Here is a 19,564-nt window from a genome sequence, read left to right on the forward strand (position 1 = left end):
GGACGGCGGCGAGGGTGACGAGAAGCGCGAGGACGGGGCGCACGCGGGCCTAAACGCGTCGTCCCATAAGAATGTGCGAGGGTCTACGCGAGCGCGTAGACCTCCTGCATGAAGAGCGGGAAGTCGCGCGCGAGGATCTTCGCGCCGGCGCTCGCGGGGTGTCCTCCGCCGACGACGCCGTGGACCGCCGTGAAGCGCTCGACGAACAGGCCGAGGTTCAGCTCGCTCTCGCCGACGCGGCGGAGCGCGAGCGAGGCCATGTCGCGTCGGCGGTTCACGAGCACCGCGACCGAGGCGCCCTCCTCCTTCGCGACGGACGTGAGCGCGCGCGTTCCGAAGCCGAGGAGCGACGGCTTGCGCTTCCCGAAATTGAGGAGACCCACCCCGTTGCGGATCACGAGACGCGAGCGGACGCGGTCCTTCGCCTTGAGCCACCGGTTCTCGTTGACCATCGTGAGATACCGTCGGCGGACCTCCGGCACCTCGCTCGGCCACGCGCCGCGCGCGAGACGCCGGCCGGTCATCGCGCGGAAACGGTCGTCCTCGACCTCAAGCCGCCAGGAGAAGTCCAGATGGACGGCCTCCTCCTCCAGCCGGTCGGCGCCGTAGCGCGAGAGGGATTCGAAATAGTAAGGAGAAACGCCATATTCCACCAGGTCTGCGACGGCCGCGAGCCGTTCCAGGTGCTCCAGGTCGGCGTCGAGATGCGCGCCGGGCGAGGACATGTGCCGGAGCGCCACCGAGGCGGCGGAGCCGGCCTCCTCCACGACCACCTCCACGTGGGCGCCCAGCTCATGGGCGTGCATCGCGGACTGCTGGTGGTGGTCGATGAGGACGACGCGTTGGCCCGTCTTGGCCTTGAGGTTCAAGGTCCGGGTGAGCTGCGGCGTGAGGCCGATGTCGATGACGTAGAACACGCGGGCCGAGAGATCCTTGCGAAGGACTTCGACCGCCGCGGTCGCGCTCGGGACGTACGAAACGCGCGCGTCGGGAAACTTCGAGAAGAAGATGGCCGACGAGACGATGCCGTCCACGTTGCCGCGCGTGATGAGATGGACGTGCCGGGCGTCGCGTGGGACAAGATGATCCCACCTGTCCGCCGGTCCCATCCCAGGCGTGAGCATGTGCCCGGGAGACAAGCGGTTGGAACCAATAAAGACCTTCCTATGCGGGCGTCAGCCGACGCGCTCGGCCCACGTGACGACGCGGCCGTGGAGGCGGGCGGTGATCGACTCCACACGATCCACCCTGGACCGTTCGTCGCTCGACACGGCCGCGCGGCCGACCTTGCCGGGGGAGCACTTCGCGTACATCACGCTCGATTCGTCCTCGCTGTGAGGAAGGCCGAGGAGATGGCCGAGCTCGTGCACGAGGACGCAAGGCGCGAGCGCGGGATTCGAGACCTCGGCCGCGATGCCGGACGGAAGCGTCGCGCCGAGCGAGGCCGACCCGCTCGTCGCCCACAGGTCCTGCCGCGTGAGGAAGAGCGGCACGCCGTCGGGATGCGCCACGAGCCGGACGTTCCACCGCTCGGCGAGGAACGCCCTCGCGACGGAGAGGTCCGCGTCGGCGCCGTCGCCCGCGAGCTTGACCCTGAGGACCAGGGGATCGCGGGACGCGGGTCCCTTGTTCACCTTGACGCCGGTGGCCTCAAAGTGCGCGTGTCGCACGTCGTCGAAGAGGACGACGCCCGACGCGGGGCGCACGAGGTCGAGCCCGCCCACGGTCGCGACGGCGGCGAGGAGAGCGAGGACGAAGACGGCGAAAAACGCGCGGCGCAAGGATTCCACCGGGGCGCCGCTCGTCTGCGCCGCCGGTTATTTAACCGCCCCCGGAGGGGACGCTAGGCATAGGGGACGTGGACCACGGCCGCGAACGCGGCCATCCCGCCGCTCCCGTCGAGGGCGACCGAAAGCGTCCACGCGCCCTCCGAAGGCGCGGGAATCTCGAACGTCACGACGGCGCCGTTCGCGGGAACTTCGACGCGGCGCTCGAAGGCGGGCGCGCCCGGGCCGGGCCCGCCGGGTGCGTGGATCCGCACCACGGCGGCCGCGGGGAGCGCATTCGCGACGGGTCCCTCGGGCCGCGTGAGATTGACCTCGCCCGCGACGTGCCCGCCGCCGACGGCGACCGGGAACGACGTGGACCACGCGGGCTCGCCCACCGGCTGCGGCGCGAGCGTCCCCGCGTAGCGCGCATCGAGCGCGACGCCGAGCGTCGTCGACGCCTCGCCGCGCGCGCCTTCCGCGTCGACCGCGACGAGCCTCACCGTGTAGCGGCCGGCTTCGGCAAACGTGTGGGTCGTTTCGGAGAGGTCGACCGCCTTTTCCTCCGTGCCGTCTCCGAAGGACCAGAGGAAGTACGCGTGGTTGTCGCGCGCGCCCTTGACCTCGGCGGTGAAGCGCGCGGCTTCGCCGACCTCGGCCGTCGGAGGACCCGTGAGGACGACGGTCAGCGTCGCGTGGAGCGGACCCTCGTCGCCCGACGGCCAGCCCGGAATCGGCAGATCGAGGCACCCCGCGAGGACAAGGGTCGGAACGAGGAGCGCGACGGGAACCACGCGGCGCGTGCGCATCGGCGGGGCGCCCGCGACCGGCCGTTAAGGGTTGCTGGTACATCGCGCGCGTGTCCGGCGCTCGTACGAAACAAGCTAAGCCCGGTCGCCCGGGTGGTCGAGGATCATGCCTCGCTCCGCGACGCTCGCCTCCGGCGAGGAGGCTCTCGCACGCCTGCGGGCCCTCCTCGACGTCAACACCGAACTCGGACGCTTCGATCCGGCCGGCGCGCTTGCGGACGACGGCGGCGGGCGCGCCGTCGGCGAGGTGCTCGAGGACGTCGCCCGCGGCTCCGACGACATCGGCTTCCGGCTCGCCGCCATCGTCGCGGAGTGGGAATCCGAGAGCGGCCCTTCGCGCGCGGTCCCGATCCGCGTCCGCACCCTCTCGCCGCGGGAGCTCGTCGAAAGCTGGCTCGCGATCAAGGAGTCGTCGGCCGCCGTCTTCCGCGACGCCGCCGCCCTCGCTCCGTCGCCCGGGCTCGCCACGGCCCTCGAAGCGCTCGCCCTCGAAGAGGAGGAGAACGCGGCGCGCCTTCGCGACCTCCTCTGACCCCGCAAGCCCTTTGCCCGCGCGCGGGCTACGATACGCCATGGCCGGGGACGTCCTCGCGCGCTTCCATCCCGCGGTCGCCCGCTGGTTCAGGCGACGCCTCGGCGAACCGAGCCCTCCCCAGGCGCTCGGGTGGCCGGCCATCGCGAAAGGCCGCCACACGCTCATCCTCTCGCCCACCGGCTCGGGCAAGACGCTCGCCGCCTTCCTCTGGTGCCTCGACGAGCTCTGGCGCGCCGGCGGGGAGCACGTGGGCGTGCACACCCTCTACATCTCCCCGCTCAAGGCGCTCGGCCACGACATCCAGCGCAACCTCCAGGTGCCGCTCGTCGAGATTCCCGAGGAGGCGGCAGGAAGCGGCGAGCGCCTGCCGGTGCTCCGCACCGCGATCCGCACGGGCGACACGCCCTCGTCGGCGCGCGCGCGCATGGCCCGCGACCCGCCGCACGTCCTCATCACGACCCCCGAGTCGCTCTATCTGATGCTCACCTCGGCCGCATCGCGGGAGGCGCTCCGGGACGTCCGCTACGTGATCGTGGACGAGATCCACGCGCTCGCGGGCACGAAGCGCGGCGCGCACCTCGCCCTCAGCCTCGAGCGGCTCGAGGAGGTCCAGCGCGGCCGCGGCCCCGTCCGGATCGGGCTCTCCGCGACGCAGCGCCCGCTCGACGAGGTGGCGCGCTTCCTCGGCGGCCACGCATGGGGCGAGGACGGCGAGCTCGAGGAGCGGGCCGTCGCGGTCATCGACGCCGGCCGCCCCAAGAAGCTCGACCTCGAGGTCCTCGTGCCGGTCAAGGACCTCGCGGACGTCGCCGAGGGCACCGTGTGGCCGGGCGCCTTCGAGCGGCTCCTCGAGCTCGTGCGCCGCCACACCACGACGCTCGTCTTCGCGAACAACCGACGCCTCGCGGAGCGCGTGGCGCGCGAGCTGAACGCGCTCGCGGGCGAAGAGATCGCCCGCGCGCACCACGGAAGCATGAGCAAGGAATCCCGCCTTCTCGTCGAAGCGGACCTCAAGGAGGGTCGACTTCCGTGTCTCGTCGCGACCTCGAGCCTCGAGCTCGGCATCGACGTGGGCGCGATCGATCTCGTGGTCCTCCTGCAGAGCCCGAAGGGCGTCGCGCGCGGGCTCCAGCGGGTCGGCCGCGCGGGCCACTCCGTCGGCGAGACGAGCGTCGGGCGCTTCATGGCCACCCACCGCGCGGACCTCCTCGAAAGCGCCGCCGTGAGCCGGGCGATGCGCGCGGGCCGGGTCGAGGAGACGCGGGCGCCGCGCGATCCGCTCGACGTCCTCGCGCAGCAGATCGTCGCCGCCGTCGCCGAGGAGCCGCGCGACGTCGAGGCCCTCTACCGCCTCGCGCGCCGCGCCCACCCGTTCCGGGACCTCCATCGCGACACCTTCCTCGGCGTCGTCGAGATGGTTTCGGGCCGGCATCCGGCGCGCCTCCACGCGGAGCTCAAGGCGCGCGTCTCCTACGATCGCGTGAACGGGCGGCTCAACGCGCTTCCCGGGACGCGGCTGCTCGCGCTCTCGAACGGCGGCACCATCACGGATCGCGGACAGTACGCGGTCTACCTCTCGGACGGCAAGACCCGCCTCGGGGAGCTCGACGAGGAATTCGTGTTCGAAAGCCGCATCGGCGACGTGTTCCTCCTCGGCAGCCACGCCTGGCGCATCCAGGCCATCGAGCGGGACAGGCTCCTCGTCTCGCAGGCTCACCCGAGCGAGGCGCTCCGGATGCCGTTCTGGCGCGGAGAGGGCGTGGGTCGACCCTACGAGCTGGGGCGCGAGATCGGCGCCGCGCGGCGCGAGATCGAGACGCGCCTCGACGACGCCGGCGTCCTCGATTGGATGCGCGCGGAGTTCGGGCTCTCGCGGGACGCGGCCCTGAACCTTCACGAATACCTCCTGGCGCAGCGCCGGGCGACGGGACGCGTCCCGTCGGACGAGACGCTTGTCGTGGAGCGCTTCAGGGACGAGATCGGGGATCCCCGCATCGTGGTGCATTCGCCCTTCGGCGGCCGCGTGAACGGCGCATGGGCGCTCGCCCTCTCGCGCAGGCTCGGCGAGCGCGTCGGCGTCGAGGTCCAGACGCAGTACAACGACGACGGCATCATCCTCCGATTCCCCGATCAGGAGACGGCTCCGCCCGACGCAGACCTTCTCGCGCTCCGCGCGGCCGACGCCGAGCGCATCGTGATCGAGGACGTCGGCCTCTCGCCGCTCTTTGGCGCCCTGTTCCGCGAGAACGCCGAGCGCGCCCTGCTCCTGCCGCGAAGGCGCGGCCGCAAGCGCACGCCGTTCTGGCTCCAGCGCCTCAAGGCCGGCGACCTCCTGCAGGTCGTGCGCGCGATCCCGGACTTTCCGATCGTCGTGGAGACGTACAAGGAGGCCTTGACCAGCGCTCTCGACGTCGCTCGCCTGCGCGAAGTCCTCGACGGCCTCGCCTCCGGCCGCATCCGGACCCACGTCGTCGCGACGGACGTGCCGTCGCCGTTCGCGTCGAGCCTCGTCTTCCAGTTCACGGGCGTGTTCCTGTACGAATGGGACACGCCCAAGGCCGAGCGCGGCGCCGCGACGCTGCCGGTCTCGCGCGAGACCCTCAAGGACGCGCTCGACCGCGGCCGGCTCGCGGACCTCCTCAAGCCGGAAGCGATCGAGGCCGAGGAGGGCGAGCTGCAGCGCGTCGTCCCCGGACGCCGCGCGCGGTCGGTCGACGAGCTCGCGGAGACGTTCCTCGCCCTGGGGCCTCTCAACGAAGCCGAGATCCGCGCGCGGTCGGACGCCGATCCGCGACCCTGGCTCGACGCCCTGGCCCGCGACGGCCGCATCGTGCCCGTCGAGGTCGCGGGCGAGCCCGGCTGGCGCGAGGCCGAGGACGAGGGCGACGACGTCGCCGTCGCGCGCCGACACCTGCGGACGCGCGCCGCGTCGACGGCCGAGGAGCTCGCCCGGCGCCGCGGGTGGAGCCCGGATCGCGCCCGCGCCGCGCTCGACGCCCTCGTCCTGGACGGCGCCGCGGCCCTCGGGGAATTCCGCCCCGGGGGCGCGCGGCGGGAATACGCGGACCGCGGCGTCCTCGCGCGCGTCCATCGCCGGACGCTCGCGCTCCTCAGGCGGGAGGTCGAGCCGGTCGATCTCGAGACGTTCCAATCCTTCCTGCTGCGATGGCAGGGCCTCCACCCCGAGACGCGGCGCGCGGGCATCGCCGGCCTGCTGGAAGCCGCGCGCCAGCTCGCGGGCGCCGCGATCCCCGCCGAGGTCTGGGATCGCGACGCGTTCCCCGCGAGGGTCGATCGCTTCGATCCCGCCGCGCTCGCCGACCTCACGACGAGCGGCGAGCACGTGTGGGTGGGCGCGGGCGAGGAGGGCGCCGAGCGCGGGCGGCTGCGCCTGCTGCCCCGCGGCGAAGCCGGCGCGTGGGTCGCGCCTCCGGGCGGAATCGAGGTTCAAGCGCAGTCCGACCGCGTGGCGACGCGCGCCGCGCTCGAGCGCCAGGGCGCCTCCTTCTTCCCGGACCTCCGTCACGCGACGGGGTTCGACGACGGGCGGCTGGCGCGGGCCCTCGCGGGACTCGTGCGCGCGGGCGAGGTCACGAACGATTCCTTCGCCGCGCTCAAGTCGGCGTTGCGGGGCGCCGCGGTCGCCCGGGCCCCGTCCCGGGCGCGCCCGCCCCGGCGACCCGGGGGACGCCGCGCCGCGCCGCCCGTGTGGATGGGGCGATGGACCCTCACCCGGTCCCCGGCGGTGCTCGGACCCGAGGAGGACGCGGACGCGCGCGCCCGCCGCGTGGCGGTCGCGCTCCTCGACCGGTACGGCGTGGTCGTCAAGGAATGGCACGACCGCGAAGGCGGACGCGTCCCCTGGAGCGCCGTCGCCGACGCGCTCAAGCGGATGGAGATGGCGGGCGAGGCGCGGAGAGGGTATTTCGTCCGGGGGCTCACGGGCCTCCAGTTCGCGCATCCCGACGCCGTCGAGGCGCTCGCGGAAGCCCGCGCGCGCGGATCGGAGCCCGTCGCGACGCTCCTCAACGCCACGGATCCCGCCCTCGTCTACGGCGCGGGCGTCTCCCCCGAGGGTACCCCGAGGTTCAGCCGGTCCGCGAGCACCTACGTGGTCCTCGAAGGCGGGGCCCCCGCGCTCGTCGCCGAGCGGCACGGCGAGCGCGTCACCTCGACGGTGGACGACCGTCCCGACGCGCTCGCGCGGGCCGTCGCCGCCCTCGCGCGCCTCCTCGACGCGCCGCCGGCCGCGCGCGCGCGACGCTTCGTCACGATCTCGCGATGGAACGACCGGCCCGTGCTCGAGGTCGAGACGGCGCGTCGCGCGCTCGCCGACGTGGGCTTCGACGCGGAAGGCGGACGCGCGATCCTCGTCCCGTCCCACGTGCGGACGTAGGGAGCAGCCCGGACGGCCCATGGGGGGTTCGCGTCGGCCCGATAACCTTTTACATTCCCTCCGCGTTATATGCCAACGGGATGGATGCACATGCGAAAGCAGGATCTCATTAGGTTACACGCTCTGTTGCTGCAGATGCGGCGAACGCTCGAAGCGAACGGCCTCGCGACGGCGAAGGAGTTCGCGACGTACGACTCCCTGGGCGTCACGCCGGTCCACGTGTACAAGGACCGTCGCGCGCACCAGCAGGCGGTTTTCACGCTCGGCGAGGCGCTGTCCCACGCGGCGGTCTCGCACGCGGGACCCGCGGCGGAGCTGCGCAACACGCTTCACTTCTTCGCGGCGAAGACCCGCGCCCTCTGAGGGCGCCCGCGCCCGCCGCGAGGCGGGCGCGCTTTGTCCCGAAAGCAAGAATGCGGAGCGGACGCTCCGTTTCGGATCGGAATCCTGGCCGAGCCGGCCTACCGGAGGAACCGTCTCACGGCGGCCTCGCTGAAGCCGTCGGGCTTGTCCGCGTCCAGCCGGCGCTGGGCGCGTCCATTCTCGAAAAGGATCACGGTGGGCTCCTCGCCGATGCGATACTGACGCGCGAGGGGGCTCAGCGGATCGATCTCAGCGGCCGCGAGGTGCACGTCCGCGTGGTCGCCGGCGCGCTCCACGGCCGCCTCGACCTCGTCGAGACCATGACCGCGCGGCAGGAAGAGGACCGCGGTCTGGCCGCGCTGCCTGAGCATCCGCGAGAAATCCGCGCCCGAGGACAATTTCAGCATCTGGGCCACGCTCCACCCATACCCTATGGGGTCTTCCGGACTATTTAACGTTCCGCGGATCGTTTGTACGGCAGGACGGGAAAAGGCCCCCCCCTGGAGCCTCCTCCGCCCCCCTGGGTGGACGGCGCGCCACAAGGTACATGCGAACAGAGACCGGGTGGTCGCCGTGCGCCGTCTCAGCCTGGTTCTCGCCCTTGCCCTCGTCGCCCTGCCCATCCTCACCGCCTCGGCCGCGCCGACGCCCTTGACGGCGCCTCCGCCGCTCGCGCCCCTCGCCGCGCCCCCGGCCTCCGACGCGGCGGCGCGGGAAGCGGTCCGGCTCCTGCCGCGCGCGACCGCGGTCAACGACGCGGACGGCAACAAGGTGTTCGACGATCTCGAGCGGGCCTTCCTCGCCGCGCCCGCGATCGATGTCCTCGTGAGCTTCGTCGCGCGGGCCGACGCGACGCGCCTCACGCCCGCCCTCGAGCGCGCCCACGGATTCGAGGCGCACCGCACCTTCACGATCGTCCCCGCCTTCGCGGCGCGCCTCACCCTCCCCCAGGTCCTCGCCCTCGCGGCGCGCGACGACGTCCGCCAGCTCGAATGGAGCCGTCCGGGCGTCGCGGAGCTCGACACGGCGACCGTCTTCACGGGCGCCCGCGCGGTTCAGCTCAACCTCTCCATCACGGGCGACGGCGATGGCGACCCGTCCACCTTCTCGACGAAGGACAACACCATCGCGATCCTCGACACCGGGTTCTCGCAGCACCGCGACCTCGTGGGCAAGGTCCTCGCGTTCGTCGACCTCGGCGACGAGAACCATGACGAGCACTACGACGGCGCCACCCACGGCACGCACGTCGCCGGCATCGCCGTGGGAACCGGAGCCGCGAGCAACGGCACGTTCGCGGGGGTCGCGCCCGGCGCCTCGATGGTCGGGCTCAAGATCACCGGCGCGAAGAACCCGGACACGCAGGCGAACGCGATCGCGGCCTATGAATGGGTCGTAAAGAACCGCGACGTCTACGGCATCCGGATCGCGACGATGAGCTTCGGCTTCGGAACGACCAAGGACGGAACGAGCGCCCTCGAGCGCGCCGTCGATGCCGCCTGGGACGCGGGGATCGTGACGTTCAAGAGCAACGGCAACTCGGGTCCCGACCCTTCGACGACCACCATTCCCGGAGGCGCCCGCGGCATCATCTCGGTCGGGAACATGCTCGACCCCTCCCGCTCGCCGCTCCGCCTGACCCTTCCCGGCGGCGTCGTCAGCCAGGAGTTCGGCGCCATGTACGGATTCTCGCTCACAGCCTCCTCGAGCCGCGGCCCCACGGCCGACGGGCGCGTGAAGCCCGACCTCGCGGCGCCCGGCACGCGCATCAACGCGGCCGACGCCGAGAAGGACAACGGCTACACCGAGAAGACGGGCACCTCGATGGCCGCGCCGTTCGCGGCCGGCACCGCCGCGCTCGTTCTCGCCGCGAACCCGGCGCTTGAGCCCGACGCGGTGCGCGAGATCCTCACCGCGACCGCCGAGGACTGGGGCGCGCCCGGCCCCGACAACGAATACGGCGCGGGCCGCATCGACGTCCTGAAGGCCGTGCGCCTCGCGGCGGAGCGCGCCGACCGGCCGACGCCCGAGGTCGAGACGCCGCCCGTGCCGGCGCACGTCACGAAGGCGGGCTCCTGGACGACGCCCGTGGCGACCGGGACCTTCCCGGTCAAGAACGCGACGGGCAAGCCCCTGGGCGCGACGCTCATCGCGACCGGCGGCGTCATCCTCCAGCTCGAGATCCTGGACCCGTCCGGCGAGCCGCTCGCGCACATCTCGGGCCCGTTCGGCCTCGGGACGCGCCATGCCACGGTCGGGTTCCTCCCCGAACGGGACGGCGAATACGGCTTCCGCGCCGTCGGGACTCCGACCGCCACGTGGACGCTCGACGTCAGCGAGGGGCAGGTCCCCTCGACGATCCTCGGCGCCATCGGCGAAGGGCTCGAGGAGATCCTGCCCGCGAACAAGTCGATCCCCGCCCCCGCGCCCGCGCTCGCGCTCGCGATCCTCGCGGGCCTCGCGCTCGCGATGGGCCGACGTCGCATCGCTTAGGCATCAATCCGATCCCGGGCTGCGCGACAGGTATTAGCGCCGCCCCGGGCTCACGGATCCGTTGTCATCCGACCCGCGCCCGGCGATCGCGGAGCGCCTGGCCGAGACCCGCGCCCGCACCCTCGCGCTCCTCGCGCCGGTGGCCGACGAGGATTACGCCGCGCTCCATTCGCCGTTCGCGGGGCCCCTTGCGTGGGACGTGGGCCACGTTCCCGGCTTCGAGGAGCTGTGGCTCGTGAAGCGCACCGGGCCCGACCGCGCGCGATACGCAGGCGCGACCGAAGGGCTCGATCCGCGCTTCGACGCCGCCGTCCACGCCAAGCCCGAGCGCGCGAAGCTCGCCCTCCCGACGCGCGACGAGGCGACGCGCGAGATGGCCCGCGTGAGGGCCGCCGCGCTCGCGGCGCTCGAAAAGGTCCCGCTCGACGCCTCCGACCCGCTCCTTGCCGACGCCTTCGTGCATCACATGGTCCTGAACCACGAGGCGCAGCACCAGGAGACGATGCTGATCACGCTCGCCCTCATGCCCAAAGGGCGCTACGTCCCCCCGCGCGAGGGCGAGAAGCCCCGCCGCGCGGGAGCGAAGCCCGACGGGTTCGCGCGGGTGCGCGCAGGCGCGTTCAGGATGGGGTCGCAGCGTTCGGCCGGAACCTACGACAACGAATGGCCCGCGCACGAGGTCGACGTTCCCGCGTTCAATATCGGCCGGGCGCCGGTCACGAACGGCGAGTATCTCCGCTTCGTCGAAGCCGGCGGTTACGACCGCGAGGAGTTCTGGTCCGAGGACGGCTGGATGATGAAGCTCGTGAGGGGATGGAGGCACCCGCTCTCGTGGTCGAGGCGAGAGGAGGGCTGGACGCTCCGGGAATTCGATCGCGAATCGCCGCTTCCGCTCGATGCCCCGGTCACCCACGTCTCCTGGTATGAAGCGGAAGCCTACGCGCGCTTCGCGGGCGCGCGCCTTCCGACCGAGGCCGAGTGGGAGAAGGCCGCGCGTTGGGACCCCGCGACGGGCGCGACGCGCGCGTTCCCTTGGGGCGACGCTCCCTGGGAGCCGCGCCGCGCGAATCTCGGCGCCCGTCTCTTCGGCGTCGCCGATGCCGGCGCCTATCCCGACGGCGTGTCCGCCGTCGGCGCGCACCAGATGGTGGGCGACGTCTGGGAATGGACCGCGAGCGAGTTCGAGCCTTACGACGGCTTCGAGGCCTTCCCGTACGACGGCTACAGCGTACCTTTCATGAAAGGCGGCTACTTCGTGCTCAAGGGCGGAAGCTGGGCGACGGCGCCGAGCGTCGCGCGCCCGGCCTTCCGCAATTGGCACCAGCCCGATCATCAGCAGGAATTCGCCGGCTTCCGCCTCGCCAAGGACGTGGATCCATGACCTCGGCCCTCGAACCCGCGACGCCCAATCCCGCGTTCGCCTCCGACGTCCGCCTCGGCCTCGGCGCGAAGGCGAAGTCGCTCCCCCCGCGCTGGTTCTACGACGACGTGGGCAGCGCGCTCTTCGAGGTCATCACGCTCCTTCCCGAATACTACCTCACGCGGACCGAGGAGACCATCCTGCGCATGCACGCCGACCGCATCGCCGCGCGGCTGCCCGAGGGCGTCGAGCTGGTCGAGCTGGGTTCCGGAAGCAGCCGCAAGACCTCGCTCATGATCGAGGCCATCCTGCGGCGGCAGGACAAGCTCGTGTACCGCCCGATCGACATCTCGAAAAGCGCCCTCGACGAGGCCGCCCGGAGGCTCCGCGGAACCCACACGGGCCTCGTCGTCGAGCCCGTTGCGGCGCGCTACCGCCAGGGCTTGCAGCAGATCCGCGAGAACGGCGCGCCCAAGGTCGTTCTCTTCATCGGCAGCAGCATCGGCAACTTCGACCCCGCCGAGGCCAGGAAGTTCCTCGTCGACGTGCGCGAAGTCATGTCCCCGATGGACTCGCTCCTCCTCGGCACGGACCTCGAGAAGGAGCGCTTCATCGTCGAGCCGGCCTACGACGACCCGCAGGGGGTCACGGCCGCGTTCAATCTGAACGTCCTCGCGCGCATCAACCGCGAGCTCGGCGGCGACTTCGACCTCCGTCGGTTCCGGCACGTCGCCGAGTACAACGTCGCCGAGCACCGCGTCGAGATCTCGCTCGAATCGACGGAGGCGCAGACCGTCCGCATCGAAGCGCTCGGGCTCGACATCGCCTTTGCGAAGGGCGAGCGCATCCACACCGAGAACAGCTACAAGTTCACGCGCGCCATGATCGAGGACCTCGCGACCGGGGCCGGGTTCCACCTCCACGAGTCGTGGACCGATCCCGCGGAATGGTTCGCGCTGAGTCTCCTGTGCCTGTGAGCGGACGTTCGCGGACGCCGTCCCGACGTCGCGCCGGTTCAGTCCCCGCGCGCCGTGACCCGGGCCGCGCCCTTCAGGCCTTGATCACCCGCAGCACGCGTCCCCCGATATCGACGACGTACAGCTCCCCCGCCTCGTCCTCGCCGAAGCTCGCGATCCGGTGATCGGTGTCGAGAAGCTTCCGCGTGACCCATGTTCCGTTCTCGGCGCGCGTGCCCCAGATCGTGCCGCTGCAGAAGTCGCCGTAGACGAACGTGCCGACGAGGTCGGGAATCCTGCCGCCTCGATAGGCGTATCCGCCCGTGACGCTGCAGTGGCCTCCGCCGTGGTCGTATTCGGCCACGGGGAACACGACGTTGCCCGAGGCCTCGCCGCTCTTGAAGCGCTTCGTGCCCTCCCACACGTTCCAACCGTAGTTCTCGCCGCCGAGGCTTTTCGCGGGCTGGAAGTTGACCTCCTCGCGTTCGCGCTGTCCCACGTCCGCGATCCAGAGGTCGCCCGTCTCGCGGTCGAAGCTGAACCGCCACGGGTTCCGGAGTCCCCATGCCCAGATCTCGGGCCTGCCCGCGCCGGCCGTGAAGGGGTTGTTCGGCGGGATTGCATACTTCTCGCCCTTGACGTCGAGCCGCAGGATCTTGCCCAGGAGCGAATTCTTGTCCTGCGCGTGGCCCTCGGGATCGCCGCCCGAGCCCCCGTCGCCGAGGCCGACGTAGAGGAATCCATCGGGCCCGAAGGCGAGATGCCCGCCGTTGTGGTTGGGATAGGGCTGCTTCACGCTGAGGATCGTGGTGGCGCTCGCGGGGTCCGCGAGGTTCGCGGCCGCGGTCCTGTAGCGCGCGACGACGGTGTCGCCCTCGCGGTCGGTGTAGTCCACGAAGAAGCGTCCCGTTGTCTCGAAGTCGGGCGCGAACGCGAGGCCGAGGAGGCCGCGCTCGCCGCCGGTCGAGATGAGGGGGGAGACGTCGAGGAAGGGGAGCGGGGAGACGGTGCCGTTGGTCACGACCTTCACACGGCCTCCCTGCTCGACGACGAAGAGGCGGCCGCTTCCGTCGCCGGCGTGCGTGATCAGGATGGGCCCCGAGAGTCCGCTCAGGAACGGGGCGAGCCCGATCCGGGGCTCCCGGAAGGTGGCGTTCGGGGCGTTGCCGCCGTCCGTGGGCGGCGTCGGCCCGGAGCGGGGCTCGCTCCCCTCGGGGGCGGCGCAGCCCGCGAGGGCGGCGGTGACGACGAGGAGCGCGACGACGAGGCGCATGCGGGACGGACGGTCGGACCCGGTTTATCGGTTGCGGCGACGATGGTGCTATGCTCGCCGGAGGCGTTCGCGCCGTCATGAGCGCCCTCGACCTCGTCCGATACAACCACCACTTGTGGAAGCGCTTCGCGGACTTCTACGTCCAGAAGTGCACGTGGGAGGAGCTGTCCCACAATCACGAGACGAGCCATCAATCGATCGCGAACGTGAGCATGCACGCCATCAACATGGAGGACTGGTTCCTGCACTACGTGCTCCCCGGAAAGGAGTGGGACGGGCCCAAGTGGGACGGCTTCAGAGACGCGCCTTCGATGCAGGCGCGCGTGCGCGAGGTGACGGCGAAGACGGAATCGTTCCTCAAGGGCCGGAAGCCCGCGGACCTCTCGAAGGAGGTGACGCTGCATTGGGGCGGCGGCAAGACGTCGAAAACGACGCTCGAGACGCTCCTCCACGAGGTCGTGAACGAGGCGACGCACCACCGGGGCGAAGTGCTCGCCATGCTCTGGCGCATCGACAAGGAGCCTCCGTACGAATCCTACCTCGAGTGGAAAACCGCTCAGCCGACGTAATCGCGGCACGCGTAGCACCAGAGCCACCCGTCGCCTGCCGGCGTGAGGGCCCGGATGAGCGGGTGGCCCTCGGCCTTCGCGTGCGTCGTGTTGTGCCCCTGCTGCGATTCGCAGCATCCGACATGCCCGCACGTGAGGCAGCTCCGGAGGTTGAATCCGGAGCCGCATCCTTCGCACGCCTTCGCGCGGGGCGCGACCTCGGCGGCGGGCATGTGGGCGCAACGGACGGCCATCGGAGGAGGGAGAACGCGCGTCGGCTTGAACCGCGCCTCAGACGGAGCGTCGGGAAGCGGGAACTCCGACCCGGGGCGCGTCGCGGACCGCGACGGCCGCGAGGATGAGGCCGAGGTGCGAAAGCGCCTGGGGATAATTGCCGAGCGGCTCGCGGCTCACCGGGTCGGCTTCCTCGGCGAGAAGCCCGAGGGGGCCGGCCGTATCGAGGGCGGCGTCGATGGCGGCGCGCGCGCCCGCGACGTCGCCGACCGCGGCGAGGTTTTCGGCGAGCCAGAACGAGCCGACGAGGAACGCGCCCTCGGATCCGTCGAGGCCGTCGTCCACGACGTAGCGCTGGAGGAGCCCGTGCTGACCGAGATCCTCGACGATCCGGGAGACGGTGGCGCGCATCCGAGGATCGCCGTAATCGATGAACCCGAGGATGGGGAGCAGGAGGTTCGACGCGTCCGCGTCCGCGCGCTCCTCGCTCTGCACGAAGGAGCCGAAATCCTCGCTCCAGCCGGACGTCATGAGGCGATCGCGCACGGCGTCCATCGCGCGGTCCCACGCCGCGAACGGCGCGTCGAGATCGTTTTCCGCCGCGATCTTGAGTCCGTGGTCGAGCGCGAACCAGGCCATCATCTTCGAGTACACGTAATGGCGGTGGCGGCCGCGCATCTCCCAGAGACCCGAATCGCCGCGCTCCCAGTGCTCGCGGACCCATTCCACGAGCGACCGGATCGCGCGCCAGTTCTCGTCGCGGTGCTCGCCCTCGAAGACATGCTTCGCGCGGTGGAAGCACATCATCACCTCGCCGTAGGTGTCGAGCTGGTGCTGCTCGGCGGCCGCGTTCCCGACGCGGACGGGAGACGAACGTCGATAGCCTTCGAGATGGTCGAGGCGGATCTCCTCAAGCTCGCGGGCCCCGTCGACCTGATAGAGCATCTGGATGTCGTCCGGAGCGTCGCGGCGGAGGATGGCGGCGAGCCACTCCTTGAAGCGGCGCGCCTCGTCCTTGTACCCGAGCGTCTCGAACGCCATGACGATGAAGACGCCGTCCCTGAGCCACGCGAACCGATAGTCCCAGTTGCGAAAACCGCCGAGCGATTCGGGGAGCGAGGTCGTCGGCGCGGCGACGAAGGCGCCGGTCGGGGCGTGCTGCATGAGCTTCAGCGCGAGGGCGCTGCGCTCGACCTCCGCGCGGTAGGGGCCATGGTACGCGCATCGCGAAAGCCACCGGTTCCAGAAGGAGATCTCCTCGTCGAGGAGTCGCGGCGCGAGCGCGCGGGCATCGACCGCCGGCGCGGGCTCGTCGAGGGTCCGCCAGTCGAGGACGAATGCGTGGCGCTCGCCGGGCCGCGCGCGGAACGTCGTCTCGACTCGACCCGGCCCCGCTTCGAGCGGCACGGTCGACGCGAGCGCGAGGCCGTCCCGCCCGCCCGTCACGGGCCAGAGCTCGACGCCGTTCCGCGTCGTCCTCGCCTCCGCCGGTCGGCGCCCGTAGTCGAACCCGGGGACGAGCTCGATCGTGACGTCGATCTCGCCCCGATCGCAGGCCAGGAGGCGCACGATCCGGCGCGGCCCGGAGGACGCGTCGACGGAGCCCTCGATGTGGGGCATGAAGGTCGTGAGATGGACGTCCGCGTCGCTCGTGCGGAAGCGCGTCCGGAGGACGTTCGTTCCATCGAGGTACGCGAACGTCCGCGCGTGGCGCACCGGGGGCGCGATCGTGAAGTGACCGCCGCGGTCGAGGTCGAGGATGCGCGCGAACACGCTTGGCGCGTCGAAGCGATCGGGGCACCACCAGTCGACGCCTCCCTCGCTCCCGACGAGCGCCGCGCTCACGCCGTCGCCGACGAGGCCGTAGTCGTTGAGGCCCGGGTAGGCGTTCCGGGCGAGCGGTCGCGCGGCGGCCATGGATGTGGGTGTCCGCGTCGCCGCTTCACCGGTCCGGCCGCGTCGTCGATCAGAGACCGAAGGCGAGCGCCGCGACGACGCCGAGGCTCAGCGCTCCAACAAGGATCGCGATGGCGACGAGCCAGCGATTCGGCGCGTTGTAGCGCTCGTCCCGGATCTCCGAGCGCGCCCGGCTGTAGTCGTAGGCGGCGAAGGCGAAGAGCAAGACGCCCGCGAAGGCGAACCCGATCCCGAGACCGAGAAAGGCCAGCTGCGATGCGGGCGCGCGACCGGGCAGGAACCGCGCGATCGCGATTCCGACCGCGACGACGGCGAGCCCCGTCCGGATCCAGGCCGCGAAGGTCCGCTCGTTCGCGAGCTTCGAGCGCACGCGGGCCTCCTCATCGCGATCCATGGCCGGATTCCGACCCGGACAGGCATCGCAATCATGGCCGCGTCATGGGTCGCTGGGGATCCCACGCCGCGAACCGATCGCAGTCGCGGACCTCGTCGATGACGCGCTCGCCGCCATTCGCGTCGTGACGCACGAGCACGGTTTCCGTGCAGGCTTCGAACGCGACGGAGCCCTCGGGCATCAGGATGGAAACCGTCGTCCAATAGAGACCGAGGGTGGAGCTGTCGCGGCCGAGGCCGAGGGTGAACGGCGTCGAACCTGTCGTGGGCAGGCATGGCACCTGATGGGGGCTGCACGTGGGTTGGCCCTGCCGCATCCCCCAGATCCCGCTGGGTCCCCACGCTTCGTCGGGCGTGAGCGTGACGCGGATGAAGATCATCTCGTATTGCGCATCCTCGCCTTGCCGACCCTCCACGCCGACGAATTCGCCCGCGGGATTGTCGTATTCGTCGGGCATCGGTCGGGTTCCGCCCTGGTAGGGATCGGGACCGGCGGCGAGGCCGACGACGCCGTCCTCCGTGAGATCCTTCCAGATGCCGACGCGCGCCTCGAAGGTGAGGTAGCCGGGACCGAAGACGTGGACGCCGTCGCGCGTCTCGCCGACGAGGGGCCCGGCGCGCGGGAACGCGGAGTAGCTCGGATAGGCGGTAAGCGCGAGGAGGTCGATCCACCCCGCGTACCGCTCGCGGTACATCTCGAGCCGCCCCGCCGCGGTGTTGCCGCTTTCCGGCTCCCATTCGCGCGGGTGCGGCGCCCAGACTCGACCCTGCGTTTCCGCGAGCGTTTCCCCCTCCGGCAGGCCGGAGGTCGGGAGAGGGTGGGGACGGCACGCGTTCGGACACGTGCTGTAGCCGGGGCTGCCGACCGCGTTCACGAGGGGCCCGAGCGTCTGCGCGTAAAGAAGCTCGACCGGACCCGGGACGACGGCCGCGTACCGGTCGAGATCGACGCGCGACGCGGGCCGCGTCGTGAACGGGTTGCCTTCGCCATCGGGCGCGAGGAGCGCGTCGGCGACGGTCACGACGCTGTAGGTCTGGAGGAGCGAGCCATCGAGGAACACGACGCTGTCGGGAAGGATGTACCTGGTATGGGCATCGAAGTAACGCAGGTCCGGCGTGAGCGCGTCGGGCCTTGCCTGGTTCGTCATCGTCGGGTGGCTTCCGGGGTCGATCCAGCTCGCGACGATCGCGTTGTTCTTCGGAGCCCATTCGTTCCCGGGGGACCATTCGAAGTTGCTCTGGCGCAGCTGGATGTTGCCATCCCCGTTGAGGTCGTTCCACCAGCCGAACCAGGCCTCGAAGGTCTGGTGACCGGGAAGGATCATGTCGGGCAGCTGCCCGCGCGAGGCGCGCGCGGTGTTCATGCCGCCGACGGCCTTGTTGTGGAACGTGGGGTCGCCGCGCTCGATGGCCGCCCGCGTCCGCTCGGGGTCCTTGACGCCGAGGCCGGTCACGAAATCGTCCAGGACGAGTACGCCCGAGGACGGGTAGGCGATCGGCGTCTTCTCGACCGGGCAGGAGGGATCCGGGGTCGCAAGCGAGGCTTCCCGAATGCAGTTCCGCTGGCCCGCCGCGTCGAGCGCGGCGCGCCCGGGCTCGCCCGCTTCGAACGCGACGAGAACGTCGTCGTCGGCCGCAACCATCGGCGGGGCCAGGGCGAGAAGCGTGAGGATGACGAGAACGCGGCGCATGGAGCCTCCCGTGGGGGAACGGTGCGGTCGCGGGACTTAATCTTTCGCGCCGTTCGTCAGCGCATCCACCGCTCGACGCGGTCGCAGTCGCGGACGGTCTCGGTGAGCGATTCGCCGTGCAGGACCTGTCTCACCCACAGGGTTTCCGTGCACACGGTGAAACCCGGCGAGCCGAGCGGCATGAACACGGTGCCGCCCGCGGCATAGCGGCCGAGCGTCGCCGGATCGATCCCGAGGACGAGTTCGATGGGGCCGTCGAACACGGCGCAGAGGGGCTCGGTGGGCTCGCAGCTCGTCCAGGCGGGAGCGCCGAACGGCATCTCGGAGACCGCCGGGTAGACGCCGAGAACGCCCCAGTCGTCGTCCGGAACGAGGGTCGCGACGATCGTGGCTTTCGTCCCCGAGGCGGGGTCCGCCGTCGATCGCGCGAAGGCCCCGATGAACTCTCCGCCTGACGCCGAATAGTCGTCCGGGAGCGGTCGCGTTCCGCCTTCGTAGGGATCCTCGTCGAGGGCGTCGCCGACGTATCCGTCCCGGTCGAGGTCCTTCCAGAGGCCGATCCAGGCCTCGAGCGTGAAGAATCCGGGCGCCATCGATTGCGCGCCGTCGACGCTGCGTCCGGCGAGCGGTCCGCTGAACAGGGAGGCGAGCCAGACCGGATTCGTGGACTTCGGGAGGAGATCGATCCACGGGAGGAAAGCCTCCTGATATTCCGCGAGGCGTCCTTCGGCCGTGTTGCCGCTTTGAGGCGCCCATTCCCGCGGGTAGGGCGGGAAGGCGAGACCCGCCACCGCGCCGGCGACGGGCGCGGCGGGGGAATCGCCGAGGGG

17 protein-coding genes are annotated in these 19,564 nt (G+C 71.3%); 7 read left to right on the forward strand and 10 right to left on the reverse strand.

The features are described 5' to 3' along the window. Positions 1–83: 83 nt before the first annotated feature. The 3 genes from VM889_00580 to VM889_00590 all read right to left on the reverse strand — a co-directional run bounded on the left by VM889_00580 (position 84) and on the right by VM889_00590 (position 2,575). Complete coding sequence (locus tag VM889_00580; GenBank protein ID HVL47033.1) at positions 84–1,124, reverse strand: hypothetical protein; 1,041 nt, start codon at positions 1,122–1,124, stop codon at positions 84–86. 51 nt (positions 1,125–1,175) lie between these two features. After that, complete coding sequence (locus VM889_00585) at positions 1,176–1,781, reverse strand: matrixin family metalloprotease (GenBank protein HVL47034.1); 606 nt, start codon at positions 1,779–1,781, stop codon at positions 1,176–1,178. 62 nt (positions 1,782–1,843) lie between these two features. Next, positions 1,844–2,575 (reverse strand): PKD domain-containing protein, encoded by a 732-nt coding sequence (locus tag VM889_00590; GenBank protein HVL47035.1) that lies wholly within the window; start codon positions 2,573–2,575, stop codon positions 1,844–1,846. Between the two features lie 106 nt (positions 2,576–2,681). Between VM889_00590 and VM889_00595 the strand changes: the two genes are divergently transcribed. The 3 genes from VM889_00595 to VM889_00605 all read left to right on the forward strand — a co-directional run bounded on the left by VM889_00595 (position 2,682) and on the right by VM889_00605 (position 7,869). Then, positions 2,682–3,107: a hypothetical protein gene (locus tag VM889_00595; protein HVL47036.1), complete on the forward strand. Its 426-nt coding sequence runs from the start codon at positions 2,682–2,684 to the stop codon at positions 3,105–3,107. A gap of 40 nt (positions 3,108–3,147) precedes the next feature. Next, entirely contained in the window at positions 3,148–7,506 is a 4,359-nt protein-coding gene (locus tag VM889_00600) for a DEAD/DEAH box helicase (GenBank protein HVL47037.1), read from the forward strand. A 90-nt stretch (positions 7,507–7,596) separates the two neighbouring features. After that, complete coding sequence (locus tag VM889_00605; GenBank protein ID HVL47038.1) at positions 7,597–7,869, forward strand: UPF0058 family protein; 273 nt, start codon at positions 7,597–7,599, stop codon at positions 7,867–7,869. Between the two features lie 98 nt (positions 7,870–7,967). Here VM889_00605 and VM889_00610 read toward each other — a convergent pair whose 3' ends face one another. Then, positions 7,968–8,276, reverse strand: a complete 309-nt coding sequence (locus VM889_00610; GenBank protein ID HVL47039.1) for a hypothetical protein — start codon at positions 8,274–8,276, stop codon at positions 7,968–7,970. Between the two features lie 166 nt (positions 8,277–8,442). On the opposite strand from VM889_00610, the gene VM889_00615 reads away from it, so the two are divergent. From VM889_00615 to egtD, 3 genes are all read left to right on the forward strand, one after another. Continuing rightward, positions 8,443–10,362, forward strand: coding sequence for a S8 family serine peptidase (locus tag VM889_00615; GenBank protein ID HVL47040.1), 1,920 nt, complete (start codon positions 8,443–8,445; stop codon positions 10,360–10,362). A 61-nt stretch (positions 10,363–10,423) separates the two neighbouring features. Further along, a complete protein-coding gene (gene egtB, locus VM889_00620) occupies positions 10,424–11,743 on the forward strand; it encodes an ergothioneine biosynthesis protein EgtB (protein ID HVL47041.1) in 1,320 nt (439 codons plus the stop codon). Then, positions 11,740–12,699 carry an L-histidine N(alpha)-methyltransferase gene (gene egtD / locus VM889_00625; GenBank protein ID HVL47042.1) on the forward strand — a complete coding sequence of 320 codons (960 nt, stop codon included), beginning with the start codon at positions 11,740–11,742 and terminating at the stop codon, positions 12,697–12,699. Before egtB ends, egtD begins: the two co-directional genes overlap by 4 nt. 73 nt (positions 12,700–12,772) lie before the next feature. Here the strand turns inward: egtD and VM889_00630 are convergent, their stop codons facing one another. Beyond that, complete coding sequence (locus VM889_00630) at positions 12,773–13,951, reverse strand: PQQ-dependent sugar dehydrogenase (GenBank protein ID HVL47043.1); 1,179 nt, start codon at positions 13,949–13,951, stop codon at positions 12,773–12,775. Between the two features lie 77 nt (positions 13,952–14,028). Here VM889_00630 and VM889_00635 point away from each other — a divergent pair, with 77 nt between their 5' ends. Then, complete coding sequence (locus VM889_00635) at positions 14,029–14,520, forward strand: DinB family protein (protein ID HVL47044.1); 492 nt, start codon at positions 14,029–14,031, stop codon at positions 14,518–14,520. Here the strand turns inward: VM889_00635 and VM889_00640 are convergent. The 5 genes from VM889_00640 to VM889_00660 form a co-directional block, all read right to left on the reverse strand. Further along, on the reverse strand, positions 14,508–14,753 hold the full coding sequence (locus VM889_00640; GenBank protein ID HVL47045.1) for a UBP-type zinc finger domain-containing protein: 246 nt from the start codon (positions 14,751–14,753) through the stop codon (positions 14,508–14,510). The two genes, VM889_00635 and VM889_00640, sit on opposite strands and share 13 nt — an antisense overlap. A gap of 37 nt (positions 14,754–14,790) precedes the next feature. After that, positions 14,791–16,650 carry a glycoside hydrolase family 15 protein gene (locus tag VM889_00645; protein ID HVL47046.1) on the reverse strand — a complete coding sequence of 620 codons (1,860 nt, stop codon included), beginning with the start codon at positions 16,648–16,650 and terminating at the stop codon, positions 14,791–14,793. A gap of 49 nt (positions 16,651–16,699) precedes the next feature. After that, positions 16,700–17,044: a DUF202 domain-containing protein gene (locus tag VM889_00650; protein HVL47047.1), complete on the reverse strand. Its 345-nt coding sequence runs from the start codon at positions 17,042–17,044 to the stop codon at positions 16,700–16,702. A gap of 31 nt (positions 17,045–17,075) precedes the next feature. Beyond that, complete coding sequence (locus tag VM889_00655; GenBank protein HVL47048.1) at positions 17,076–18,734, reverse strand: hypothetical protein; 1,659 nt, start codon at positions 18,732–18,734, stop codon at positions 17,076–17,078. Between the two features lie 56 nt (positions 18,735–18,790). Further along, positions 18,791–19,564 (reverse strand): hypothetical protein (locus VM889_00660; GenBank protein HVL47049.1); only part of this gene is annotated, 774 nt, incomplete at its 5' end.

The sequence above is a fragment of the Candidatus Thermoplasmatota archaeon genome (genome assembly GCA_035540375.1).
GTDB lineage: Archaea > Thermoplasmatota > SW-10-69-26 > JACQPN01 > JAJPHT01 > DATLGO01.